Origin of the sequence: Hamadaea tsunoensis DSM 44101, from assembly GCF_000428945.1 — a bacterium.
Lineage (GTDB): Bacteria > Actinomycetota > Actinomycetes > Mycobacteriales > Micromonosporaceae > Hamadaea > Hamadaea tsunoensis.
This window is the reverse complement of the sequence record NZ_AUAX01000027.1, coordinates 1-23,546: the sequence shown is the minus strand read 5'-3', so window position 1 is coordinate 23,546 and position 23,546 is coordinate 1. Positions and strand designations below refer to the sequence as shown.

23 protein-coding genes are annotated in these 23,546 nt (G+C 71.2%); 15 read left to right on the top strand and 8 right to left on the bottom strand.

Annotation, left to right across the window (positions count from 1 at the left end):
- The first annotated feature begins 35 nt into the window (after positions 1-35).
- From G401_RS0131150 to G401_RS0131120, 7 genes are all read left to right on the top strand, one after another.
- The gene (locus tag G401_RS0131150; RefSeq protein ID WP_157546611.1) at positions 36-872 is read left to right on the top strand and encodes a YdgH/BhsA/McbA family protein; all 837 of its coding nucleotides are present in this window, start codon (positions 36-38) and stop codon (positions 870-872) included.
- 133 nt (positions 873-1,005) lie between these two features.
- Entirely contained in the window at positions 1,006-2,547 is a 1,542-nt protein-coding gene (locus tag G401_RS49640; protein WP_051367396.1) for an amino acid permease, read from the top strand.
- Between the two features lie 105 nt (positions 2,548-2,652).
- Entirely contained in the window at positions 2,653-3,594 is a 942-nt protein-coding gene (locus tag G401_RS0131140) for an inositol-3-phosphate synthase (protein WP_027345571.1), read from the top strand.
- Positions 3,595-3,669: 75 nt separating this feature from the next.
- Complete coding sequence (locus tag G401_RS0131135; protein WP_084557824.1) at positions 3,670-4,599, top strand: ABC transporter ATP-binding protein; 930 nt, start codon at positions 3,670-3,672, stop codon at positions 4,597-4,599.
- Entirely contained in the window at positions 4,596-5,327 is a 732-nt protein-coding gene (locus G401_RS0131130; RefSeq protein ID WP_027345569.1) for an ABC transporter permease, read from the top strand. The genes G401_RS0131135 and G401_RS0131130 overlap by 4 nt, the downstream gene beginning before the upstream one ends.
- Before the next feature lie 9 nt (positions 5,328-5,336).
- Positions 5,337-6,374 (top strand): sensor histidine kinase, encoded by a 1,038-nt coding sequence (locus G401_RS49635; protein WP_157546609.1) that lies wholly within the window; start codon positions 5,337-5,339, stop codon positions 6,372-6,374.
- Positions 6,371-6,976, top strand: coding sequence for a response regulator transcription factor (locus G401_RS0131120; protein ID WP_027345568.1), 606 nt, complete (start codon positions 6,371-6,373; stop codon positions 6,974-6,976). The genes G401_RS49635 and G401_RS0131120 overlap by 4 nt, the downstream gene beginning before the upstream one ends.
- A gap of 59 nt (positions 6,977-7,035) precedes the next feature.
- Here G401_RS0131120 and G401_RS0131115 read toward each other — a convergent pair whose 3' ends face one another.
- The 4 genes from G401_RS0131115 to G401_RS0131100 form a co-directional block, all read right to left on the bottom strand.
- Positions 7,036-7,455, bottom strand: a complete 420-nt coding sequence (locus G401_RS0131115; protein WP_027345567.1) for a four-helix bundle copper-binding protein — start codon at positions 7,453-7,455, stop codon at positions 7,036-7,038.
- Between the two features lie 37 nt (positions 7,456-7,492).
- Positions 7,493-8,617 (bottom strand): cytochrome P450, encoded by a 1,125-nt coding sequence (locus tag G401_RS53560; RefSeq protein WP_027345566.1) that lies wholly within the window; start codon positions 8,615-8,617, stop codon positions 7,493-7,495.
- A gap of 1 nt (position 8,618) precedes the next feature.
- Positions 8,619-9,164: a hypothetical protein gene (locus G401_RS0131105; protein WP_027345565.1), complete on the bottom strand. Its 546-nt coding sequence runs from the start codon at positions 9,162-9,164 to the stop codon at positions 8,619-8,621.
- 93 nt (positions 9,165-9,257) lie between these two features.
- Positions 9,258-10,217 (bottom strand): Lrp/AsnC family transcriptional regulator, encoded by a 960-nt coding sequence (locus G401_RS0131100; protein ID WP_027345564.1) that lies wholly within the window; start codon positions 10,215-10,217, stop codon positions 9,258-9,260.
- A gap of 82 nt (positions 10,218-10,299) precedes the next feature.
- On the opposite strand from G401_RS0131100, the gene G401_RS0131095 reads away from it, so the two are divergent.
- Together G401_RS0131095 and G401_RS0131090 are read left to right on the top strand one after the other, a co-directional pair.
- Positions 10,300-11,139 carry an NAD(P)H-binding protein gene (locus G401_RS0131095; protein WP_027345563.1) on the top strand — a complete coding sequence of 280 codons (840 nt, stop codon included), beginning with the start codon at positions 10,300-10,302 and terminating at the stop codon, positions 11,137-11,139.
- A gap of 209 nt (positions 11,140-11,348) precedes the next feature.
- Entirely contained in the window at positions 11,349-11,801 is a 453-nt protein-coding gene (locus G401_RS0131090; protein WP_027345562.1) for a hypothetical protein, read from the top strand.
- A 167-nt stretch (positions 11,802-11,968) separates the two neighbouring features.
- On the opposite strand, the gene G401_RS0131085 is transcribed toward G401_RS0131090, so the two are convergent.
- Complete coding sequence (locus G401_RS0131085) at positions 11,969-13,084, bottom strand: substrate-binding domain-containing protein (protein WP_027345561.1); 1,116 nt, start codon at positions 13,082-13,084, stop codon at positions 11,969-11,971.
- Positions 13,081-15,024, bottom strand: coding sequence for a heparinase II/III domain-containing protein (locus G401_RS49625; RefSeq protein ID WP_084557822.1), 1,944 nt, complete (start codon positions 15,022-15,024; stop codon positions 13,081-13,083). Before G401_RS49625 ends, G401_RS0131085 begins: the two co-directional genes overlap by 4 nt.
- 314 nt (positions 15,025-15,338) lie before the next feature.
- Here G401_RS49625 and G401_RS49620 point away from each other — a divergent pair, with 314 nt between their 5' ends.
- The 6 genes from G401_RS49620 to G401_RS0131050 all read left to right on the top strand — a co-directional run bounded on the left by G401_RS49620 (position 15,339) and on the right by G401_RS0131050 (position 22,331).
- Positions 15,339-17,339 (top strand): DUF2264 domain-containing protein, encoded by a 2,001-nt coding sequence (locus G401_RS49620; RefSeq protein ID WP_051367393.1) that lies wholly within the window; start codon positions 15,339-15,341, stop codon positions 17,337-17,339.
- Positions 17,340-17,389: 50 nt separating this feature from the next.
- Complete coding sequence (locus G401_RS0131070; RefSeq protein ID WP_027345560.1) at positions 17,390-18,694, top strand: ABC transporter substrate-binding protein; 1,305 nt, start codon at positions 17,390-17,392, stop codon at positions 18,692-18,694.
- A 91-nt stretch (positions 18,695-18,785) separates the two neighbouring features.
- Entirely contained in the window at positions 18,786-19,691 is a 906-nt protein-coding gene (locus G401_RS0131065) for a carbohydrate ABC transporter permease (RefSeq protein WP_027345559.1), read from the top strand.
- A complete protein-coding gene (locus G401_RS0131060; RefSeq protein ID WP_084557820.1) occupies positions 19,691-20,584 on the top strand; it encodes a carbohydrate ABC transporter permease in 894 nt (297 codons plus the stop codon). The genes G401_RS0131065 and G401_RS0131060 overlap by 1 nt, the downstream gene beginning before the upstream one ends.
- Positions 20,585-20,587: 3 nt before the next feature.
- Complete coding sequence (locus tag G401_RS49615; protein ID WP_051367392.1) at positions 20,588-21,277, top strand: DUF624 domain-containing protein; 690 nt, start codon at positions 20,588-20,590, stop codon at positions 21,275-21,277.
- A gap of 73 nt (positions 21,278-21,350) precedes the next feature.
- Positions 21,351-22,331, top strand: a complete 981-nt coding sequence (locus G401_RS0131050) for a hydroxyacid dehydrogenase (RefSeq protein WP_051367418.1) — start codon at positions 21,351-21,353, stop codon at positions 22,329-22,331.
- Positions 22,332-22,633: 302 nt separating this feature from the next.
- On the opposite strand, the gene G401_RS56285 is transcribed toward G401_RS0131050, so the two are convergent.
- Both G401_RS56285 and G401_RS57280 read right to left on the bottom strand, forming a co-directional pair.
- The gene (locus G401_RS56285; RefSeq protein WP_157546607.1) at positions 22,634-22,804 is read right to left on the bottom strand and encodes a hypothetical protein; all 171 of its coding nucleotides are present in this window, start codon (positions 22,802-22,804) and stop codon (positions 22,634-22,636) included.
- 488 nt (positions 22,805-23,292) lie between these two features.
- Positions 23,293-23,546 (bottom strand): hypothetical protein (locus G401_RS57280; RefSeq protein WP_211240891.1); only part of this gene is annotated, 254 nt, incomplete at its 5' end.

Genomic DNA, 23,546 nt, shown 5'->3' with positions numbered 1-23,546 from the left:
CGTACAGGTTGTGGTGAGCTGGTATCAAGGTGCCCATGCGTCGTCACGGGGTTGCCTTGCTGCTGGTGTTGCTGTCCGGGTGTTCGGTGCTGTCCGGGTGTTCGGCGGAGGCGCAACCGGATCCCGCACCCGCTCCGGTCACGAGCGCCGCGCCGTCCGGGGATCTGCAGGCGCTCGGCGTACGCGCGCTCGAACAGCTCGGCCACACCGTCGGCGACAAGACCGAGGGCATGGTGTTCGGGCCGGTCGACGGGGGCACCGAGGCGTTCTCCTACACGCTCGGCACCGAGCAGGAGCCCTATCCGGCGGGCCGCTACGAGCTGCGGGCCGTCTGTCTGGGACCGGGCAACGTCCAGGTCAGCTGGGACGGCGGCGATCTCCTGGTCGGCTGCGGTGCCGGCGTGGTGGCCTCCGAGGTCCCGCTGGGTACGCCGGGCGTACTCCGATTGGAGATCAAGGGGGACGACGCGGCGCGGGGGCACGCCGGCGCGGCCGTGGTGGTGACCGATCCGCGGATGATGGCCGTGCGCAACGCCTTCCCGGCGTGGGCGGCGGACGGCGGGTCGGCGGTCATGGGCGGGGAGGTGGTGGCTGACGTGAACCAGCGCGAGGACATCGGCCGGCTGCCCGCGGCCGGCGACTATGAGCTGGTGGTGAGCTGTATCGCCCCGTCGCCGCCGATCACGGTGACGATGGTGCCCGCGGGTGGTGTGACGGCGCCGAAGGTGGAGTGCGCTCAGCCGCAGAATGGGGCGGTGGGGCCGCGGACGACGATCTTCAAGCTGCCGCACCGCGCCGCGGGGACGTTCGAGATCCACCTGTCGGTGCCCTACGGGCCGATGATCGCGAAGTACGCGCTGCGCCGCATCTGAGCCCCTGTCCCCGGGAGCGGCGACGGATCGTCGGGAACGGCGACGGATCGCCGGGAGCGGCGACGGATCGCCGGGAACGGCGACGGATCGGATTATTGACAGGTATGGAAAGATCGGCGAATCATGCAGTGGCATGACAGCCACTGATGTAGATCCGCCGAACCCCGCCGGGGCCGACGCGGACGCGCAACTCCTCGCACGGCTGGGCTATCGCCAGGAGCTTCGCCGCAAGCTCTCCGGCTTCTCGAACTTCGCGGTCTCGTTCAGCATCATCTCGGTGCTGGCGGGCTGCCTCACCTCGTATCAGATCGCGATGGCCAACGGGGGACCGGCCGCGATCACGATCGGCTGGCTGCTGGTCGGGGTCCTGGTCACAGTGGTGGCGCTGGCGATGGCGGAGGTCTGCTCCGTCTACCCGACCGCCGGGGCGCTGTACTGGTGGGCGTTCGCGCTGGCCAAGCGCAACAAGGCCACCTGGGCCTGGTTCGTCGGCTGGTTCAACTTCCTCGGGCAGGTCGCGGTGACCGCCGCGATCGACTTCGGGGCCGCGCTGACCACGACCGCGTTCCTGAACCTCACGTTCGACTTCCCGGTGACCACGTTCAGCACCTTCGCGGTGTTCCTCGTGATCATCGCCCTGCACGGCCTGCTCAACACGTTCGGCGTGAACCTGGTCAAGATCCTGTCCGACGTGAGCGCCTGGTGGCACCTGGCCGGCGTCGGGGTCATCGTGGTGCTGCTCGCCGTGCTGCCGGACAAGCACTACCCGATCCGGGACGTGTTCCTGCAGACCGCGAACTCCACCGGCCTGTCGGGCACCGGCGCGGCGGTCCTCGCGTTCATGCTCGGCCTGCTGATGGCGCAGTACACGTTCACCGGCTACGACGCGAGCGCGCACGTCTCGGAGGAGACGCACAACCCGCAGATCGCCGCGCCCCGCGGCATCGTCAGCTCCGTCGTGGTCTCGCTCATCGCGGGCTTCGCCCTGCTCTTCGCGGTCACCTGGGCCATCCAGGACTACGCCGGGGCGTACAACTCCGCGACGAAGTTCCCGCCGGCGCAGATCTTCATCGACGCCACCGGCCGCAAGACCGGCATCTTCCTGCTGTTCATCTGCGTGGTCGCCCAGTTCTTCTGCGGCATGGCCTCGGTCACCGCCAATTCCCGGATGGCGTACGCGTTCAGCCGCGACGGGGCGCTGCCGGGCTCGTCGCTGTGGAAGAAGGTCAACCCGCGCACGGGTACGCCGACCAACTCGATCTGGCTGTGCGTCGCCTGCTCGACCGTGCTGGTCCTGCCGTCCCTGTGGAACAACACGGCGTACCTGGCGGCGACCGCGATCTCGGTCATCGGGCTGTACGTGGCGTACGCGGCGCCGGTGTTCCTCCGGCTCCGCAATCCGGATTTCGTCCCCGGGCCGTGGAATCTCGGCCGTTGGAGCAAGATCGTCGGCTGGACGGCTGTGGTCTGGGTGGCCGGAATCTGCGTACTGTTTGTCCTGCCGACGACCTTCCCCATCACGGCGGTCAATTTCAACTACACGATCGTCGCGGTGGCGGTGGTTCTCGGTGGCGCCTGGTTGTGGTGGGTGCTGGGAGCGAACCGCTGGTTCACGGGGCCCCGGCACACGGCCGACGTGACACCTGACAGCGCCCCACTGGAGGCAGTGGAGTAGACGCCCATCGGACCAGGGCCGCCGGCGGCACCCCGGCGGCCCTACCGTTGGCGCCCCTGCCGTTGGCGCAGCAGCCCGCCCGCCGGCCCGGGTACGCTCCCCTTCATGATCGAAAATGTGCGGGTGGCGGTCGTCGGGGTCGGGAACAACACTTCGGCGCTGGTCCAGGGACTCGCGTACTACCGGGAGACCGGCAGCCTGGTCGGCATCCACCGGCCGGAGATCGCCGGGATCGGGGTCGGCGACGTCGACGTGGTGACCGCGTTCGCGCTCTCGGACGCGAAGGTCGGCAAGGACCTGCACGAGGCGGTCTTCCTGCCGCCCAACAACTTCCCGCGGCTGCTGCCGGAGCTCGCGCCCTCCGGGGTGTCCATCCGACGTGGACTTGTCGACGCGGACGGGGTCGGCCGGATCGCCGCCGCGATCGAGGGCGCCGACGTGCTGCTCTACTCCGCGCCCAGCGGCCGGACCGTGACCGCCCGCGCGTACGCCGAAGCGGCCCTCGCCGCCCGCGTCGCCTTCATCAACACCACCTCCGACCCGATCGCCCGGGATTCCGAGCTGCTGGACCGGTTCACGGCGGCCGGCGTACCGCTGGTGGGCGATGATCTGGCCAGCCAGTTCGGCACGTCGGTGCTGCACCGCACGCTGCTGCGGCTGCTGGAGGAGCGCGGGCTCACGCTGGTCAGCTCGTATCAGGTCAACCTCGGCGGCACCGAGGACTTCCGCAACCTCGTCGTGAACGACAACACCAAGAAGCAGTCCAAACTCAACGCCGTCGGGTCGGACAAGGTCGACATGGCACCCCTGGGCTACCTGCCCCAGCTGGAGTCGAACAAGGTCGCGTACTTCAACATCGAGGCCCAGGGCTGGGGCGGCACGGCGGTGAGCCTGGACCTGAAACTCAAGGTGCACGACCCGAGCGGCGCCGCCGGGGTGAACATCGACCTCGTCCGGATCGCGGCCGCCGCCCGGCGCGCGGGCCGGGGCGGCTACCCGGCCGAAGCCGCCGAGCTGCTGAAGTCCCCGCCCGGCACCATGGTCTGACCCATGACGGTTGTCACGGTCAGGCCGTGACAACCGGCGCATCCGGCGGGACGCAGGGGTTCCTACCGTCAGGGCATGACGAACACCCTTGCCCCGCCGGCTGTGGCGCGGGGCGCGGCCGTGCACATCGCCGGCCTGGTCAAGCACTACGGCCCGGTACGCGCGGTCGACGGCGTCGATCTGGTCATCGCGCCCGGTGAGGTGGTGGCCCTGCTCGGCCCGAACGGCGCCGGCAAGTCCACCACCGTCGACCTGCTGCTCGGCCTGATCACGCCGGACGCCGGCCAGGTCACGATCTTCGGGCGTACGCCGCGCGAGGCCGTCGTCGCCGGCGCGGTCGGAGCGATGCTGCAGTCCGGTGCGCTGCGCGACAACCTGACCGTGGCGGAGACGGTCGGCGAGATCGCGGCCCTGCACCACCGGTCCGGCCGGCTCGCCGAGATCCTGGCGAAGGCCGACGTGGCCGACTTCGCCCGGCAGAAGTGCTCGAAGCTGTCGGGCGGCCAGAAGCAGCGCGTACGCTTCGCCCTCGCCCTGGTCAGCGAGCCGGACCTGCTGCTGCTGGACGAGCCGACCGTCGGCATGGACGTCGAGGTACGCCGCCGGTTCTGGGCGTCCATGCGGGACTACACGGTCGGCGGGCGTACGGTGATCTTCGCGACCCACTACCTGGACGAGGCGCAGGAGTTCGCGGACCGGGTGGTGTTCCTGCGGCACGGCAAGGTCGTCGCGGACGGCGGCATCGCCGAGATCCGCGCGGCGGCGAGCGGCCGTACGGTCGGCGTGACCGTACCCGGCGTGACCGCGGCCGAGCTGGCCGCGCTGCCCGGAGTGGACACAGTGGACGTACGCGAGGACCGGGCGAGCCTGCGCTGCCACGACTCCGACGCGGCCCTGCGCGCAATCTTCGACCGCTACCGCCAGGCGCACGACGTCGAGGTGACCGCGGCGGGCCTCGAAGAGGCCTTCCTGACCCTGACCGCAGACGAGGAGCCCCGGCCGTGAACGTCCGCTACCTGCTGCTGGAGACGAAGGTCGTGCTGCGCAACAGCCGCTTCCTCGTCTTCACGATCGGCCTTCCCGCCGTCCTGTTCCTCATCTACCTGGGCCTGTTCGGCGACCAGAGCTTCGCCGACGGTACGCCCGCCGCCGCCGCGCTGATGGTCAGCATGTCCGGCTACGGGGCGATGGGCGCCGCCCTGAACACGGGGATGGGCATCGCCCTCGAGCGCGGTTACGGCTGGCTGCGCCAGCTCCGGCTGACCCCGATGTCGGGCTGGACGTACCTGATCACCAAGGCGGTGCTCGCGATGCTGGTCGGCATCCCCGCGATCGGGCTCGTCAGCGGGCTGGGGGCCGTCGTCGGCGGCGTACACCTGGATGCTCGTCAGTGGCTGACCGTGACGGTGGGCGTGTGGCTGGCGGTGCTGCCGTTCGCGCTGCTGGGCGTGGCCATCGGCCAGTACGCGACCCCGGACAGCGCGCAGACGATGGGGGCCGCGCTGATGATGGTGCTGGGCCTCGCGGGCGGGATGTGGTTCCCGCCGGAGATCGTGCCGGCCTGGATGCTGCACGTGATGCAGGCGACGCCGAGCTACTGGCTGCGCGCGGTCGGACTGTCCGCTGTGGGCGGTGGGGACGCGGCGACCGGCGTCGCGGTGCTGGGCGCGTGGGCGGTCGCGGCCGCGCTGGTCGCGACCCGGCGCTACCGTGCCGACCTCGCGCGGGCCTAGGGTGGCTTCGTGATCGGGCGTCGGTGGGGGATCGGGGTGGGCGCGTTCTTCACGCTCATGCTGATCCCCGTCGGCGTCGCCGTGTGGCCGCGGCCGCTCGCGGTCGCCCTCCTGATCGTGTACGGGGCGCTGTACATGGTCACGCCCACGCTGGTCTGGCGGGCGCCGAAGCTGCGCCAGAGCGCGTTCATCGTCGCGCTGCTGCTGATCGGCGTCGCCTTCGTCGGGGTCGCCGGATTCGACTGGCTGCCCACCCTCGGCTACGCGTACGCGATCGCCGCCCTGCTGTGGCCCGTGCGCTGGACCGTGATCCTCGGTGCCGCCCTCCTCGGCGGCTACGCGCTGGCCGTGCTCCTGTCGCACGACGACCAGTGGGGCGAGTGGATCGGGCTGCTGATGGTGGTGTTCGACCTGATGCTGATGGGCATGCTCGTCCGCTCGAACATGGCCCTGCAACGGGCGCGCCACGAGCTGGCCGCGCACGCGGTGACCGACGAGCGCAGCCGGGTCGCCCGCGACCTGCACGACGTGCTCGGCCAGTCCCTCACCTCGCTCGCACTGCGCAGCTCGCTGGCCCGCAGGCTGCTGGAGCGGGGCGAGACCGAGCGGGCCGCGCGGGAGCTCGCGGTCCTGGAACACCAGAGCCGCGACGTGCTCACCGAGCTGCGGGCGACCGTCGCCGGATTCCGGGCGGCCTCGCTCGCGGCCGAGCTGGCGGGGGCGCGGGCCGCGCTGGAGGCCGGCGAGATCACGGTCGAGATCGACGGTGACCCCGAAGACGTCCCCGCCCACCTGCGGGAACCCTTCGCCTTCGTGGTACGCGAGGGCGTCACCAACGTCATCCGGCACAGCTCGGCCCGGCGCTGCGTGATCCGCGTACGCCCGGACGGTATCGAGATCCACGACGACGGCCGGACGGCGACCGATCAGCCGGTGGACGGGCACGGCCTGGCCGGGCTGCGGCAGCGGCTGGCGGCGGTCGGCGGCGACGTCCACAGCGGACCCGCCCGGCCCGCCGGATTCGTGCTGACGGCCAGCGTCCCGTGATCCGCATCCTGCTCGCCGACGACCAGGCCCTCGTACGCGGAGCCCTGGCGGCCCTGCTCGACCTGGAGCCGGACCTGGAAGTGGTGGCCTCGGTGGCCACCGGTGACGCGGTGGTCCCCGCCGCCCTCTCGGTACGCCCCGACGTGGCGCTCATCGACGTCCAGATGCCGGGCCTCGACGGCCTCGCCGCGGCGGCCGCGCTGCACCGGGCCCGGCCCGAGACCCGGATCGTCATCCTGACGACCTTCGGCCGGCCCGGTTACCTGGCCCGGGCGATGGCGGCCGGGGCGGTGGGATTCGTGGTCAAGGACGCCACCCCGGAGTACCTGATCGACGCCATCCAGCGAGTCCACTCAGGACTCCGCGTGGTCGACCCGGGCCTGGCCGCCGAGTCGCTCGCCGCCGGGGCCAGCCCGCTCACCGCCCGGGAACGGGACGTCCTGGTGGCCGCCGCCCAGGGTGCGACGGTCCGGGACATCGCGCGCGGCCTGCATCTCTCCGAAGGGACCGTCCGCAACCACCTGTCGGCCGCGATCGGCAAGACCGGGGCGCGGACCTCGGCGGAAGCGGCCCGCCTGGCCGAAACCAACGGCTGGCTCTGACCCTCTAGGCTCTGACCCTTCAGGCAACAACCCTTGGGGTCAGGCGGCAACCCTTGGGGTCAGGCGGCGGCGGGGATGCGCATCGACTCGATGAAGGCTCCGCAGGCGCGTTCGCAGGCGATGGCCGCTTCCGCGCAGACCTTGCAGTGCTCGTACTTGTCGGCGTGCTGTGCGCACTCCTCCGCGCTGCGGCGGCAGGCGAGGCGTACGAGGTCCAGCATGGCGGCCACATAGGACAGATCTTTCGCGGGCGCCCGGCACAGCATGCGTACCGCGGTGGCACAGATGTCGGCGCAGTCCAGGTCGAGCCGGATGCAGGTGGCCAGGCGGTCCGTCTCCTCCTCGTACAGGCAGGCGTCCGCGCAGGTCGTGCAGATCTGGGCACATTCGTCCAGCAGCGCGATGGTCTCCGTGACGACCGAATGATCCGCAGATCGCCGGGCAGGGTGAGTGCTGAGGGCACTGGAGAGTGTCGGCATGCCCGGTCTCTACCCAAGCCGTCCGCATCAGAAACATTTAAAGTTGTTGTGTCGCTTTAGCGATGAATCGCAGCATCAGCGGCGAGCCGTGGTAGCTGTCCCAAACACGGCCCGATTCGGAGGTTTCCCCTGGCCCGGCTGTTCCCTCTGGCCCGGCTGTTTCCTCTGGCCCGGCTGTTCCCTGTGGCCCGGCTGTTCCCTCTGGCCCGATTGGTTCGATGGCGGCGAAACGCCGGGTCAGGCCCAGCAGCACGCGGTCGAGGACCAGCCGGCTCAGCTGCGCCGCCGGGCAGTAGTGCCGCCCATACCCGAACGACAGGTGCGGGTTCGGGGTCCGGCCCAGGTCGAGGCGTTCCGGGTACGCGTACCGGGCGGGGTCGCGGTTGGCCGCCGCCTTCCAGATCCTGACCGTACGCCCAGCCGCGATCACGTCTCCGCCGACCACCGTGTCCTGGGCGGCCCGCCGGGTGCTCGACCGCTCGGCCGGCTCCGCATACCGGAGCAGTTCGTCGGTGGCGCAGGCCAACCGGGCGGCCGGATCGGCGGCGAGCCACGCGTACGCGTCCGGGTCGCGCCCCAGCGCCCGCACCGCACCGCCGATCGCGTTGGCGAGGTTGGTGAACCCGGCCGACGCGGCGAACAGCAGATTGGCGGCGACCTCCGACCGGCTGAGCGGATTTTCGCCGGCCGGCGCCCGGGCCAGTTCGGCGGCGACGGTGCCGGGCGGTGGCGTTCCCGCTGCCAGCCGGTGCAGCGCGTCGTCGAGCACACTGTGCAGCCCACTGTGCAGCCCGGCTTGGTCGGTGTCGATCGCGCGCGCCACGGCGGCCCAGTACGCGTACTCGCCGCCGAGCCCGACGACGAGGTCGACCACCCCGATCGCCACCGGGTACGCCAGCCGCTCGGCCGCGTCGACCGGCTCCCCGGCGGGCAGGTCGTCGACGACGTGACCGATCAGGCGGACGATCCCGGGCAGCCGTGCGGAGACCGCCGTGTCCAGGGCCGCGTCGACCGCGCGCCGATGCCGGGCGTGGTCCTCGCCTTCCATGTTGAGCACATGTTCGTCCGCGCCCCCGCCGGTCCGCAGCGCGGCCCGACCGAGATCCGGGCCGGCCAGGGCCTGGCGGGCGGCCGCGTAGCCGCGTACATCGGCGTCGTTCATCTCAGGCGTCGGTCACCTCATGGGTGGGACCGGCGGGCGGTTCGAGCAGGCTGTGGACGCCGGGCTGGCCGAGGACGGGCGGCGCGGCGTGCGCGTTGCACTTCACGACCCCGGCCACGTCATGCCCGTTGCACTGGATCCCGGCGGCGGAGTGGCCGTCACACTGGATCCCCGCGGTCGTGTGGTGCCCGTCGGCGCCGTGCGCGTGGGCGTGGGCGTGGGCGTGCCCGTCACACAGCAGCGCATGCCCGTTGCAGACGAACGAGTGCCCGTCGCAGACGAAGGAATGTGCCGGGGCCGCGCTCAGATGGCCCAGCGCCGACGTCAGCGCGCCCGCCCCGAACAGCCCCGACTTGGACAGCCGCGGCACCATCTGCTCCGGACCCTCGGCGGCCTCGGTCCGGTCGAGCGATTGCAGGGTCGCCAGCTCCGTCTCGGTGAGACCCCGTTCCCGGGCGACGTCGGCTCCCTCGTCGCGTACGCGCCGGGCGAATTCGGCGTCGGTGGCCATGCGTACCATGGCCTCGCGCATGGCTGCGTCGCTCATGCCCCGCTCCTCTCCGATGATCACTCAGGATAGGGCGCGGCGGACGCGGGGAACCTGTCCAGTCGGCGGCATTGCGGCCCCCGTTCGGCGGCGTCAGAGGTGCTTGAGCGTCCGCAGGACCGGCACGGTCTCCACCCGTTGGATGCCCGGCAGTCCCCCGATCCGCGTCGCGAGATAGGTGTAGAGGGTCGCGGGGTCGGGGCTGAGCACGCTGGCGTAGACGTTGTGCGTACCGGTCACCGCCGCGGCGAACGCCACTTCCGGGTGCCCGGCCAGCGCCTCGCCCACGGCCGTCAGCCGGTCCGGCGCCGCGGACAGCCACAGCATCGTCTGCATCGGCAGGTTCAGCGCGCGGTAGTCCAGGTCCAGATCGAAGTACAGCACTCCGGACCCCCGCAGCTCCGCGATCCGGCGCCGCACCGTCGTCAGCGGCAGGCCCGTGTCGTCCGCCATTTCCGTGTACGCGACGCGCCCGTCCGCCCGCAGCGACTCCAGCAGGCGCCGGTCCACGTCGTCGAGGACGACCGGGCCGCCCGGCGTGACCGGCGGCGGGGCGAGCTGGGCGATCTGCCCGGGGGACAGGACGTGCACGACGCCTTCGTTGCCGCCGGAGAAAGTCCCGCCGTAGAAGACGTGCAGAATGCAGTTGGCGCTGACCGCGGTCACGCTGGGCGTCTTCGGCAGCTTCGCCAGCAGCAGGCTGTCGCCGTCCTGCCCGGTGGCGGCGCGTACGACGCAGACGATCTCGGTTCCGCCGGAGGCCAGCTTCACCCAGGAGGTGTCGGGCCGGCGGGCCAGTGCCGCCCCGATCGACGCCGCCACGCTCGGTACGCACCGGATGCGTACGAACCAGGTGACCTCGCCGAGCAGGGCGGGATCGGTGCGGCCGGCGACCCGGACGCGCAGCGTGGAGCGCAGGCGGGCGTACCGGCGCGCGATCGTCTGGTCGGAGACGCCGAGCACTTCCGCGATCTTGTTGAACGGGGCGCGGCCGTCGATCTGCAGGGCGTGCAGGAGCTTCCGGTCCAGCTCGTCGAAGTCGGAATCCGCCATGGCCATCCCCACTCGTGTCGAATACCGCCGTCCCAGGCTATCCGACGTGGTGTTCGGCGGGGCATTGTCCAGGCTGGACGGCATGACAACGCTTGTGATCGGCGCCCGCGGCAGCATCGGCCGCCACGTCCTCGACCAGCTGCTCGCCGCCGCCGTCCCGGTACGCGCATCGGTGCGCAGCCTCGCCACCGCCGCCGAGCTGCCGCCCGGCACCGAGGTGGTGGCGGCCGACCTGACCAGGCCGGAGACGTTGCCGGAGGCACTGGACGGCGTACGGGCGGTGTTCGTCTACGCGCTAGCGGACGGTGCGGAAGACTTCGTGCGGGCAGCCGAGAAGGCCGGTGTGGAGCACGTAGTGCTGATGTCGTCCGGGAGCGTCCTGCTGCCGTGGACGCAGAACAACGCGATCGCGCGGGAACACCGCGAGGTCGAGGCCGTCCTCGCCGCCTCCGCACTCCGCTGTACGCCGATCCGCCCGCTCGCCCTGGCCAACAACGCGCTCGGCTGGAGCTGGGGAATCCGCGACGACGGGGCCGTCCGGATGGCGTACCCGGAAGCGAGGACCGCGCCCGTCCACGAGCGTGACGTGGCCGCCTTCGCGACCGAGGCGTTGCTCGGCCGGGCCGGTGCTGCGGTGAGCGACCTGCTGACGGGCGGTGAGCTGCTGACCCAGCGCGAGCAGGTGGCGATGATCGCGGCCGCCCTCGGCCGCCCGGTACGGATCGAGGAGCTGAGCCCGGAGGAAGGGCGGGCCTCGTTCGCCCGGTTCATGCCCGCGGCGCAGGCGGCGGCCGTGGTGGAGTTCCTCGCCGACGCGGCGACCGGCGGCTCACCCGCGACCGACACCGTGGTACGCGTTCTCGGCCGCCCGCCCCTCTCCTTCACCCGGTGGATCACGGAGCACATCGCCGACTTCCAGTGAGAAGCCGTCGACTTCGGATGAGCAGCCCTCCCGGCCCCGGCTGACGGATCTGCGACACACGTACCCGGACGGTGTCCTGCTTCCGGAGGTGCGGCCGCCCTGGGGAGCCACCTGCGAGCGCTGGAATGGCGAACGGCGTCTCTATACGTTCCCACCACTGTGGCCGGGAGCTCGATGATTATCATCGGCGCCCTCCGTACGGTGCGGTGATGCCCGTTGCGAAGAAACGAATCAACCTGCTCATCGCCGCCGTCGCCGCCGCGCTGACCTTCTCCGGCCTGGTGGCGGGTTGCGGGCCGGCGGCCGACGGGACCGCGCCCAAGGCGCTCAGCGCGAGCGCGGCCACCAGCGAGACGGCGTCGGCGTCCCCGTCGGCATCGGACTCCGCATCGCCCAGTCCGGCGGCGGTTCCCAGCCCGACGACGGGTCTGGCCAAGGTGACCACCCCGTCGAAGCCCGCCCCCAAGCCGTCGACGAAGAAGCCCACCCCCAAGGCGTCCCCGACGCCGAAGCCGCCGACGACGCACACCCACTCCGGAACGGTCGTTCCCGGGGCCTACTGTCCAGCCTCCGAACACGGCTGGTACGGGATCAGCGCCGCCGGCAACCGCTACCAGTGCTCCCAGTACTCGAACGGCCAATGGCGCTGGAAGCGCGTCTGACCGGACACCGCCCGTACGGGCCCTTCCCTCGGTGACGGGGCGACGGCGAATGATGCGTCGCCCCACTCACCTGGCAGTGGAGGCCCCCCAGGGCCGGAACGGTCTCCCGCGCGAGGAGCGGAGGTGAGATCGACGAACCCGGGAAAAAATGATCTTGGATTTGGGTCTTAGAAGGATGCCGGTGGCGCTGTTGATTCACGAACCCGCAGCGCTGGGCTGATGACCACCCGGTGGGCCGGCCGGTCGGCGTCGGCGAACCGGTCGGCCAGCAGCCGCACCGCCGCTCGCCCGATCGACCGGCGGGGTGGCCGCACGGCCGTGAGCGGCGGCGTGAACAGCCCCGCGACCTCGTCGTCGTACGCGATCACGGACAGCTGCCCGGGTACGGAGATGTGGCGCTCCTCGCAGAGCTGGACGAGTGCGATCGCCTGCGCGTCGGCGTGGACCAGCAGCGCGGTCGTGTCCGTGGCGCGGCAGCGGGCGAGGACGGCGTCCAGCGAGGCGTCCCAGTCGGGCGAGCGCGGGTCGGGCACGAGGGTGTCCACTGTGTTCTCGACGTCGAGGCCGAGTTCGGCGGCCGCCTCCAGCCAGCCCCGCCGGATGTGCGGCCGGGTCGGGCTGAGCTGGGAGAGGACGAGGCCGACCTTGGTGTGGCCGAGCGAGGTGAGGTGCCGGACGGCCATCGCGGCGCCGAGGGCGTGGTCGGTGACGACCGACTCCATGACGGCGTGGTGCGGCCCGGCGACCGCCGTGCGCTCCAGCAGCACCGTCGGTACGCCGGTCGTCGCGAGCCATTCGAGCGTGCGATCGGCGGTGGGCGCGTCCATCCGCGGCGCGATGACAAGGCCGTCCACGCCCATCCGGCCGATGAGCCGTTCGAGCTGGGGGCGGTCGTCCTCGGTGTCGTACGAGGAACCGCGCAGGATCACCCGCATGTCCAGCTCGCGGGCGGCCTCCTCGGCGCCGCGGGCGACGTCGGGCCAGTAGTAGTCGAGCGACGGCACGAGCATGCCGAGCGTCCGGCCGGCCGGCCCGTCGGCGGCGCGGGTGGTGCTCTCCTCGGGCGCCGGCGGCTCGTCGGCGATCAGCGCGACCCCGCCGTGCACCCGCTGCACCAGGCCCTCGGCGGCGAGCTGGGCGATGTCCCGGCGGATCGTCACGGCAGCGGCGCCGAGCGCGACGGTCAGGTCGGAGACCCGCAGCGCGCCGTCGCGCTGCAGCGCCTCCAGGATCTGCGCCCGGCGGGCGACCTGCAGGGGCCCACGCTGGTCCGCGGCGGTCATCGCACTTCCCTTCCACTGCTTGAGGATCCACTGAGGACAGCTACGCGGAGCGTGAAGGCAGCCGTCGGTCCGAGCGCCGTCACGTCGAAGTCGAGCCGCGTGAGCCGCTCACCCCACACGTCGCTGAGCATAGGGTCGTCGAGTACGCGTACGGTCGCGGCACACGGGGTCGCGGCGGGCAGCCAGGTCGAGACCACGACACCGCTGCCGTCCAGTCCGGTGATCTCGATCCGGTCCTCGTACGCCCGGACGTCCCCGGCGGCCAGCAGGCGGATCTGTGTCGGGGGAGCATCGTCGTCGGGCGTGAGCTCCCACTCGTCGGTGACCGAAACTTCACCGGTCGCCCGGTCGAGGCGGGCCGTCCGCAGCCACCGCCGCACGTCCGTACGCGGATACGCCCCGGCCAGGTCGAGCGTCAACTCGGAACCGAGGTCGCCGATGGTGGCCGTGACGGCGCGGGCGGCGTACGCGTGGCCGGGTTCCTGAGCGGTCGACCGGATCTCCGGCACGTTGTGCCACGAGCTCTGCATCGTCCAGATCGCGTACCGGTCGGGGCCGAAGGTCTGCCGGGTGTAGGTCGGGCGGCCCGCGTCCACCAGCACCGGTACGCCGCCCAGCGCGACCACGAACCCGCCGACGTCATTGTGGTTGTGGTGCTCGGCGTTGTGCCCGCCCTTGGCCGCCAGCGTCAGTCCGGTGCTCGTGCCGGCCTCGGTCCGGGCGACGAGTACCTGGGTCGACGGCAGCCAGACGTCGCGGGGAAGGGGCGAAGCCGAGGGCCGCGCGCCGACCCAGGCACGATCGGTGAGGGCTCGCAGCAGTCTGCCGAGCCCTTGATCCTCCGTCGCGACCGGTCCGCCCGGTACGCGATGCGCGGCCGCGTGCGCCAGCGCCCCGTCGTCGCCGAACCGCCGGGCAGCCGCGTGCAACGCGTGCCACGGCAGGGGATCGCTGACGCGGGCGGTGCCGTCGGCGTGGTTGACGTACCAGTCCCCGCCAAGCTGCATCCGGTGCGGGAAGGCGACCGTGTTGCGCAGCGCCGTCACTCCACTGTGGTCGAAGGCGCCACCGGTCGCGTGGTGCACCAGGTCCAGGGCTTCGAGCGCCCGGCCGGCCCCGTTCCACCAGTACGCGTACCCCTCGTCGATCGCACCGTCCTCGGGAAGGGAGGCCACGTAACGGTCGAGACCTTCGAGGACGAGGTCCACAAGGGACGCCAGCCGCGCCGGGTCGTCGACGAGTTGCAGGGCGGCCACGAGGACGTTGCCGTGGATCCACGGATTCCAGTTGTGGACATCGCCGTCGAGGCCGAGCCAGTGCCAGTCGCGGCGTACCTCGAAGGGGGTCAGTACCCGCCGGTCCACCTCGTGCCGGATCCGGGCCCGCAGCCCCGGCGCGTACGCGTCGAGTTCGGCGCCGAGCAGGTGGTCGAGCCAGGCCAGCTGGCCGGCGATCTCCCCGGCGCCGAGGTCGAGGAACGGATCGGTGACGACCGGGACGACCGACCCGTGTACGCGCAGCGCGTCGTCGTGGGCCGGCCAGCACCAGCTGCTCAGCTCGCAGAGCAGGGTGGTGCCGTCGACCACCTCGTCCATCCACTGCGGACCGGGGGAGACGGCGGCCATGATCGCGGCCCGGCTGACCCGCCGCTGCCGGGCGAACAGCGCCTGCTCGTACGTGTTGCGATCGCCGTCGCGGAAATACCGGGCGTACGCGTGCGGAGCCGGGGTCGGCCACGGTTCGCCGAGATCGGCGAGGGCGCGTACCTCGATGGCGCGCAGGGTCGCCTGATCGATCGCGGCCCATGCGGCGCGGTCGCTCGCCGGCGGCACGGGCAGCCGCGGCGCGGTCCGGAAACGGGGTGCGGCCTCGGGATCCGCTTCGAACGCCGCCGCCCGCAGCGCAGCCAGCGGTCCGGCAAAGCGGTCATGGGCGGACATGCGTCTCCTCGTTTCGCCGGCAACCCTCGTGAGCGTTTGTGAACGTATCAGATCACTTCTGACTCGTGGAAGAGCCGATTCCCTGCCCCCGTTTTCCCCGCTCACATCGCCTCAGTGGTGAGGTGATCACGCAGTGTGCAGCTGGAACGCTCAGCGGAGTCCAATTCTGTGATCAGGTTTGGCGTACGACGATCGTTTGTGATCGTATCGGTTGGATAACGGCGTTGACATGAGCCATTGTGATCGTTTTTACTTCCGAAACCAGAACGACGCCGCCCGGACACAGGGCGATCCAGCGAACGGTGAGGAGCGACGTGGCAGAGCCGACCGGCCGCTTTTCCACGGTCCGATTCGACGCTGACCGGGATGCCTGGCTCGCTGCGGCCGACGACCTGCTCGCCGCCGCCCGGCGGTACGCGTCGCCCGGCCACGCCCGGATCGTCCTGCCCGGACCGGAGGGCGGCTACGGCCGCGACGTGGACGGGCTGGAGGGCTTCGCCCGCACCTTCCTCCTCGCGGGCTTCCGCATCGCCGGCGCCCAGGGTGTCGGCGTGGACGATCTGATCGACTGGTACGCCCGCGGCATCGCCACCGGCACCGACCCCACCGCGCCCGACCGCTGGGTACGCCTCGACGAGCACCCGCAGGCGAAGGTCGAGGCCGCCTCGCTGGCCTGGATGCTCGACCTGACGCGACCGTGGATCTGGGACCGGCTGGACGCCGCCGTCCAGCAGCGGGTGATCGCGTACCTGGCCCCGGCGGTCGGCGACGACACGTATCCGCGGATCAACTGGGTGTGGTTCCGGCTGGTGGTGCAGACCTTCCTGCGCTCGGTCGGCGGCCCGTTCTCGCTCGACGAGATGGCCGCCGACCTGGCCACCCACGACACGTTCCAGCGCCGGGGCGGGTGGCTGTCGGACGGGGCCGAGCGCGCGTACGACCACTATGTCGGGTGGGCGCTGCACCTTTATCCGACGATGTGGGCGCGGATGGCCGGCGCCGCCGATCTCGCGGTGCCGCGCGCGGAACGCGACCGCGCCGCCCTCGACCGCTACCTCCAGGACGCCGTCGAGCTCGTCGGCGCCGACGGCTCCCCGCTCCTGCAGGGCCGCAGCCTCATCTACCGGTTCGCCGCGGCCGCGCCCTTCTGGGTCGGCGCCTTCGCCGGCGTACCGTCGGTGGCGCCGGGTCTCCTGCGGCACGCCGCGGGCGCGATCGTCGGCCACTTCGCCGCCCACGGCGCCCCCGACGAGCGCGGCCTGCTCAGCCTCGGCTGGCACGACGCGTGGCCCCGGCTCGCCCAGGCGTACTCCGGGCCGGGCTCGCCCTACTGGGGCAGCCTCGGATTCCTCGGCATCGCGCTGCCGCCGGAGCATCCCGTGTGGACGGACCCGGTGCGGCCGCTGCCCGCCGAGCGGACCGACATCCTGCGCGCCGTCGAGGCCCCCGGCTGGGTCGTCGCGAGCGCGCGCGGCGACGGCATCGTGCGGGTCGTCAACCACGGCACCGACCACGCCGTCGAGGGTGCCGAGGTCGGCGACTCCCCGCTGTACGCGCGCCTCGGCTACTCGACCGCGACGTGCCCCGTGCTCGACGAGCGCGGCTGGAGCACGCCGACCGACCAGTCGGTGACGCTGATCGACCACTTCGGACGATCGACGCACCGCGCCGGCATGCGCACCCTGACCGTCGGGGTCCAGCCCGGCCTGCCTCCAGTCGCCGTGGCGGGTTCCACGGCCGCGGCGCACTGGGTCGATCCCGGCCCCGCCCAGCGTGACCATGGGAGCGGTCGCGCTGGGCGGTTCCGGCCGGCCGGAACCCTCACGACCTATTCCCTGGTACGCGCCGCGTGGGAGGTCCGCGTCGCGTACGTCGACGACCTCGACGAGAGCGTCGCGGCACAGGATCTGCGGCTGCGGTTCGGCGGCTGGCCGGTCGCCGGCCCGGCAACGGTCGCCACGACGTCCGGCTCGGTCACGGTCCGCGCCGCGGATCTGTTGTCGCACATGGCTTCGGCCGAAGGTACCCCCGGTGTCGAGGTCCACGAGGACGGCGGCCCGCTCGGCGGTCCCGTGCACGTCCCGTGGATCGACTTCCCGGCGCGCGTACGCGTCTGGACGGCGGTGTTCATCGAGCTGTCCCGCGAACCTTCCCGCGAGACGGCGCCCGGTGCGGCCGACATCGCGATCCGGCCCGGCGGTGACGGCGACGACGGCGGCGGCGACGGCGACGGCGCGGACGTCACCGTCCGCTGGCCGGACGGACTTTCCAGCACCCACCGACTTCTCCGTGCTCCCAGGAGATCCCCCAGGTAGTTCCATAGGGCCACCCCCACTTTGGCCCCGTCCCGAAGGAGATAGAGAGGATGAAGCGCGCAATAACGGCCGTGCTCGGACTCGGCCTGGCCGCGTCTCTCGCGTTGACCGGTTGCAGCAGCTCCGACACCCCTGAGACGATGCCGACCGGCCCGGTCAGCATCACGTTGGCGGGCTGGAGCCTGTCGACCACGCCGGAGTTCAAGACGCTGGCGGACGGCTTCCACACCGCGAACCCGAACATCACGGTGGAGCTCAAGGAGTACGACGCCAGCAACTACGACACCCAGATGACCGCCGACCTGGCGGCCGGGTCGGCGCCGGACGTCTACGTGCAGAAGAACCTGAAGATGTTCTACACGTACCAGGCCGGCGGTCAGCTGCTCGACGTCTCCGACGTGGCCAAGGGGCTGACCAGCTCGCCGGGCGGCCTGTCCGGCTACCAGGTCGACGGCAAGACGTACGCGATCCCGTACCGGCAGGACTCGTGGGTCCTGTTCTACAACAAGGCGCTGTTCGACAAGGCGAAGGTCGCGTACCCGGACGGCTCCTGGACCTGGGACAAGTACGCCGAGGTCTCGAAGTCGCTCACCGCGGCCCTGAAGACGGCCGGCTCCAAGGCGACCGGCGACTACCAGCACACGTGGCAGTCGACGGTGCAGGGCTTCGCGCTGGCCCAGACGCCCGGCGCCAGCCTGCAGAGCGGTGACTTCTCCTACCTCAAGCCGTACTACCAGCGCGCGCTCGACCTGCAGACGGCCGGCGCCCAGCCGAGCTACGGCACGGCGACCACGAACAAGCTGACCTACCAGGCGGAGTTCGGCAAGCAGCAGGCGGCCATGATGCCCATGGGCACCTGGTACATCGCCACGCTGCTGTCCCAGCAGGCCAAGGGCGACGCGGACGCGTTCGACTGGGGCCTGGCCCCGGCGCCGCAGTTCGACGCCAGCACCACGGGCACGTCGGCCACCCCGGTGACCTTCGGCGACCCGACCGGCCTCGGCATCAACCCCAAGATCAAGAAGGAGAAGGTCGCGGCGGCCAAGGCGTTCCTCGCGTACGCGGCGGGGACGCAGGGCGCGAAGTCGCTGGCCGCGATCGGCATCACCCCGGCCGCCAGCGCGGCGGTGGCCGACGACTTCTTCGGCCTGAAGGGCATGCCGACCGACGACCTGTCGAAGTTCGCGTTCGCCAAGCACGACACGAAGCCGGAGAACCCGGTCTCGAAGTACACGGCCGGCCTGCAGAACGTTCTCAACGACCTGCACTCGGCGGTGCTGTCGGGCAGCAAGGACGTCGACGGCGCCATCGGCGACGCCCAGAAGCGCGCCAAGAACGAGGTCCTCAACTCGTAGCGCCCGCTTCAGCCCGGCCGGCGGTACGCGGCGCGTGTCCCCCGCGTGCCGCGTACCGCCGGCCGGGCCCGATCCTCAGGAGGCATCCCCCATGGCAACCCTGCTGCCGGCCCCCGCCCGGCGCCGCCGGACGGTGTGGCGCGACACCGCGGTCGGCTGGTCGTTCATCCTGCCGAACTTCGTCGGCTTCGCGGTGCTGACGCTGGTCCCCGTGCTCGCCTTGTTCTACCTGGCCTTCACCAACTGGAACGTGTTCGGCCTGGCCGAGTGGACGGGGCCGGCGAACTTCCAGCGCCTGATGCACGACGCGAGCTTCTGGACGGCGCTGCGCAACACGCTCTACTACACGGTGTTCCACATCCCGCTGACGATGGTCGCGTCGCTCGGCCTGGCCCTGCTGCTCAACCGGAAGCTGCGCGGCGTCGCCTTCTTCCGCACGGTCGCGTTCTTCCCGTACATCGCCGCGATCGTGGCGACCGCGCAGGTTTGGAACATGCTGTTCAGCCCGGAGTACGGCCCGATCAACCACATCCTGCACTTCTTCGGCTTCTCGGGGAACCCCGGCTGGACGGTCTCCGCCGACGGGTCGATGCCGGCCGTGATCATCGTGGGCACCTGGCGGGAGATGGGCTACTACATGCTGATCTTCCTGGCCGGCCTGCAGACGATCCCCGGCGAACTGTACGAGGCGGCCCGGATGGACGGCGCGAACGCCTGGCACCGCTTCTGGACGGTGACGGTCCCGTCGCTGCGGCCGACGACCTTCTTCGTGACCGTGATGCTCACGATCGGCAGCTTCAAGGTCTTCGACCTGATCCTGCTGCTGACCAACGGCGGCCCCGGCCAGTCCACGCTGGTGCTGTCGCAGTACATCTACCAGAAGGGCTTCCAGGAGAACCAGTTCGGGTACGCCTCGGCGATCTCGATCGTGCTGTTCGCGATCTGCTTCCTCGTCACGGTCGTGCAGTTCCTGGTCAACAAGCGGAGGAACGCGTGATGGACACCGCCGTACGCCCCGCGCAGGCCGAGACCGCGCTGCTGCTGAACCACCGCGCGACCCGCCGCCGGCGGTTGAGCCGGACCGGCCGGATCATCGGGTACGCCCTGCTGGTCGTCGCCGCGCTCGCGCTGCTGCTGCCGTTCTACTGGATGGTCGTCTCGTCGCTGAAGACGAACAACGAGGTCTACACGACTCCCATCCAATGGGTGCCCAAGACCGTCGTCTGGGAGAACTACCTCGACATCTGGCGCAAGTCGCACATGGTGACGTGGCTGAAGAACACCCTGATCCTGTCGGTGGCGGTCAGCGCCCTGCAGGTCTTCACCGGCAGCTTCGCCGCGTACGGGTTCGCGAAGGTGCGCTTCCCGGGTCGCGATCTGCTGTTCCTGGCGTACATCGGGACGATCGCGGTGCCGTGGCAGTCGTACATGATCCCGCAGTTCATCCTCATGTCGAAGCTGCACCTGTCGAACACGCTGTGGTCGATCATCGCCCTGCAGGCGTTCAGCGCCTTCGGCGTGTTCCTGATGAAGCAGTACTACGAGACCATCCCGAACGACCTCTCCGAGGCGGCCCGGATGGACGGGATGAGCGAGTACGGCATCTGGCGGCGGATCATGCTGCCGCTGTCGATGCCGGCGCTGGCCAGCCTCACCCTGCTGACCTTCGTCAACACCTGGAACGACTACCTCGGGCCGCTGCTGTACCTGCGCGATCCGAGCCTGTGGACGATCCAGATCGGCCTGCGCTCGTTCATCAACGAGTACAACGCCGAGTACGCGCTGATCATGACGGGTTCGGTGCTGTCGGTGCTGCCGATCGCGCTCATCTTCCTGGTCGGCCAGCGGTACTTCATCGAGGGCATCGCCACGACCGGACTGAAGGGATAGGCCATGCGGATTCCCGGGCTGAAGCACCAGACCATCGGCACCCTCTTCGACCTGGTCTACCTCACCCTGATGACGAACCTCCTGCTGCTCGTCGGCTGCTCGCCGCTGGTCGCCGGGCTCGTCCTGACCGACCCGGTGCGCTCCTGGCCGCTGCTCGCGCTCGTCGCGCCGCTGTGCGCGCCGGCGGTCTGCGCCGCCTTCGCCGTCCTGGCCGACTACTCCGGCACCCGGTCCACCGCGGTCGCGCGTACGTTCGTCCGGGCCTGGGCGGCCACCTGGAAGCGGGCCGCCACCGCGGGCGCCCTCACCACCGGCGCGCTCGTCGTGCTCGGCGTCGACATCAGGCTCGCCTGGGGCAAGCCGATCGGCGCGGCCGCGATCCCGGTCCTGGCCGTCCTCATGGTCCTCACCGCGGCCACCGCCCTGCTCGCGCTGGTCGTGCTCGCCGAGAAGCCGGGTGTACGCGTACGCGACGCGGCCCGGGCCTCGGTCTACCTCGCGGTGCGGCACTGGTACCTCACGGCCGTCTCGTTCGGCGTGCTGGTGCTGCTGGAACTGCTGTTCACCAGCCGGCCGGCGATCGCCCTGGGCCTCGCGGCCACTCCTCTGCTCTACGTGGTCTGGGCCAACAGCCGGTTCGCGCTGCGCGCCGCGCTCGGCCCGGTCCCGCACCTGACCCACAAGAAGGCCTGACCCCGTGTCTACTGCTGTTTCGTCTACCCCTGCCTCGCCGTCCGCCGTGCACAAGCCGGCCACCCTGCTCGCCATGTCGGAGCGGACGCGGCAGATCCTCTTCACCGAGCGGCTGCTGGCCGAGCTGGCGGACGCCGGTGAGGTGGATCCGGCCCGGATCGTGACGGACTTCGCCGACCCCGCGCTCGCCGACGCGCTCGCCTCCGTCGAGGTGCTGCTCACCGGCTGGGGCTGCCCGCCGATCGACGAGGCCGCGCTGGCGCGCATGCCGGCCCTGCGCGCGGTCGTGCACGCCGCCGGAACCGTCAAGGGCCACGTCACCGACGCCGTCTTCGCCCGCGGGATCGTCGTCACCTCGGTCGCCGAGGCCAACGCGGTCCCCGTCGCCGAGTACGCCCTGGCCGCCATCCTGTTCGCGGGCAAGCGCGTACTGGAGACGGCGCAGGAGTTCCGCCGTGCACGGGGGTCGGTCGACGTGTCCGCAGCCTTCCCGGCGATGGGCAACTACGAACGGGTGGTCGGCCTCGTCGGCGCCTCCCGGGTCGGCCGGCGCGTGGCGGAACTCCTGCGGCACTTCGAGGTACGCGTACTCCTGCATGATCCTTATGTGGAGCCGGACGACGCGCGGGCGCTCGGCGCGGAGCTGGTGGAGCTCGACGATCTGATCGCGGCGAGCGACATCGTGAGCATCCACGCGCCGCAACTGCCGGCGACCTACCACATGTTCGACCGGCGGCGGCTGGCGCTGATGCGCGACGGCGCGACGCTGATCAACACGGCGCGGGGATCTCTTGTGGACACCGACGCGTTGACCGAACAGCTCCTGACCGGCCGCCTGTACGCGATCCTCGACGTGACCGACCCGGAGCCGCCGGCACCGGAGTCGCCGCTGTGGGACCTGCCGAACGTGCTGCTGACCCCGCATGTGGCCGGATCGCTGGGCAACGAACTCGGCCGAATGGTGCGGGCGGCCCTCGACGAACTGCGCCGGTACGCGTCCGGCGAGGCGTTCCAGCACGGCATCGAGCCGGACGAGCTGGCGGTGACGGCGTAAGGCCGGCCGGTGGGAGAGCTCGGCGGCGCACGCGCCCGCGGATTCGCCCGGACCAGCAGACCCGCCCGCCGAGCACGTCGGTGACCTCGCGGAGCCGCAGCGGGTACGCGGCCGCAGCGTAACCAGCGACGCGGACCGGGCCGCCGGCGACAAGGGGGTGATGGCGGACGCCGCCTGCCGTCACCAGGGCTCTGCCGTCACCAGGGGCCGTGCCGTCGGTGAGGTCGTGGTCAGTGAGGCCGTGCCGTCACTGAGGTCGTGCCGCAGCACCCTCACCAGCAGTGAGGCCAGGACGGCAGCGGTCACGTCAGCGATGACAGGCGGGCGATCACGGCAGCGATGACAGGCGGGCGATCACGGCAGCGATGACGGTCGGCGAGGACCAGGCGGCCGAGCGCCCGGCCGGTCTCGGTGAGCCTGAGGCAGCCGACGTGCGTGTGGCGTCGGGCGAATCCGACCGCCGCCGCGATCACGACGACACGGTGCGGCCAGCATGAGGCCAGCGTCGACGAGCGCCGCTGGCAGCCGCGTACCTATGGAGAACTGGCGGGGCAAGGACATGCAGGCGGCTGTCGGCGGCCGCGTGGCGACGGTGGCTGCGTTGCGACGGCGACTGCGTGGCGGCGGTGGCTGCGCGGCGGCGGCCGGGGTGTGGTGGCATCCAGGCGCTGATCCGGGCGAGTTCGCACAGGTGCGACGCGTAGTTCGGGGAGGGGCTCCTCCTTGGTGCATGCGTTGCGGGGTAACGGTCTGGCCGATGAGGCTGCACCGGTGAGGTCACGCTGGTGGGGTCGCGTCGGTGAGAAGGCTCTGCCGGCCCGGGTGTGCTTGCTTCCCGGGCCTCACCCGGGCTGCTGTGGCGCCCCCCGCTGGCATGCTTGCCACTCTGCAGGACGGGTTGAGCGGCGAATGGTTACTCCTGGACGAGGACGTTGGTGATCGAGCGCCTTCCGGCCACGCGTCAGCGTGGAACCATGGCAGCGGCGTCTGCAATCTCGCACAGGACACGCGATTCGTAGCGCACCGCACCGGCACCGGCACCGGCACCGGCCGGATACGACCTGGCGACCCGGCTGCCGGTGACGAGCAGTCGATACGGGAGGAACGGTTGGTCTTGGGTCTCATGTTCGCCGGTGGAGGTTGTTGCGGCGTGGTCGTTGGAGTGGGTCGAGGTGTTTGGGTGGGATGAAGTCTGGTTGTCGGTCGTGGGGGTTG

Coding starts and splice junctions, on each gene's coding strand:
- G401_RS0131060 (WP_084557820.1), top strand. CDS start 19,691: ATGGACACCGCCGTACGCCCCGCGCAGGCCGAGACCGCGCTGCTGCTG.
- G401_RS0131150 (WP_157546611.1), top strand. CDS start 36: ATGCGTCGTCACGGGGTTGCCTTGCTGCTGGTGTTGCTGTCCGGGTGT.
- G401_RS53560 (WP_027345566.1), bottom strand. CDS start 8,617: ATGAACGACGCCGATGTACGCGGCTACGCGGCCGCCCGCCAGGCCCTG.
- G401_RS0131095 (WP_027345563.1), top strand. CDS start 10,300: ATGACAACGCTTGTGATCGGCGCCCGCGGCAGCATCGGCCGCCACGTC.
- G401_RS49625 (WP_084557822.1), bottom strand. CDS start 15,024: ATGTCCGCCCATGACCGCTTTGCCGGACCGCTGGCTGCGCTGCGGGCG.
- G401_RS0131140 (WP_027345571.1), top strand. CDS start 2,653: ATGATCGAAAATGTGCGGGTGGCGGTCGTCGGGGTCGGGAACAACACT.
- G401_RS0131100 (WP_027345564.1), bottom strand. CDS start 10,217: ATGGCGGATTCCGACTTCGACGAGCTGGACCGGAAGCTCCTGCACGCC.
- G401_RS49640 (WP_051367396.1), top strand. CDS start 1,006: ATGACAGCCACTGATGTAGATCCGCCGAACCCCGCCGGGGCCGACGCG.
- G401_RS0131115 (WP_027345567.1), bottom strand. CDS start 7,455: ATGCCGACACTCTCCAGTGCCCTCAGCACTCACCCTGCCCGGCGATCT.
- G401_RS0131135 (WP_084557824.1), top strand. CDS start 3,670: ATGACGAACACCCTTGCCCCGCCGGCTGTGGCGCGGGGCGCGGCCGTG.
- G401_RS0131070 (WP_027345560.1), top strand. CDS start 17,390: ATGAAGCGCGCAATAACGGCCGTGCTCGGACTCGGCCTGGCCGCGTCT.
- G401_RS0131085 (WP_027345561.1), bottom strand. CDS start 13,084: ATGACCGCCGCGGACCAGCGTGGGCCCCTGCAGGTCGCCCGCCGGGCG.
- G401_RS0131105 (WP_027345565.1), bottom strand. CDS start 9,164: ATGAGCGACGCAGCCATGCGCGAGGCCATGGTACGCATGGCCACCGAC.
- G401_RS0131050 (WP_051367418.1), top strand. CDS start 21,351: ATGTCGGAGCGGACGCGGCAGATCCTCTTCACCGAGCGGCTGCTGGCC.
- G401_RS0131090 (WP_027345562.1), top strand. CDS start 11,349: ATGCCCGTTGCGAAGAAACGAATCAACCTGCTCATCGCCGCCGTCGCC.
- G401_RS0131065 (WP_027345559.1), top strand. CDS start 18,786: ATGGCAACCCTGCTGCCGGCCCCCGCCCGGCGCCGCCGGACGGTGTGG.
- G401_RS49615 (WP_051367392.1), top strand. CDS start 20,588: ATGCGGATTCCCGGGCTGAAGCACCAGACCATCGGCACCCTCTTCGAC.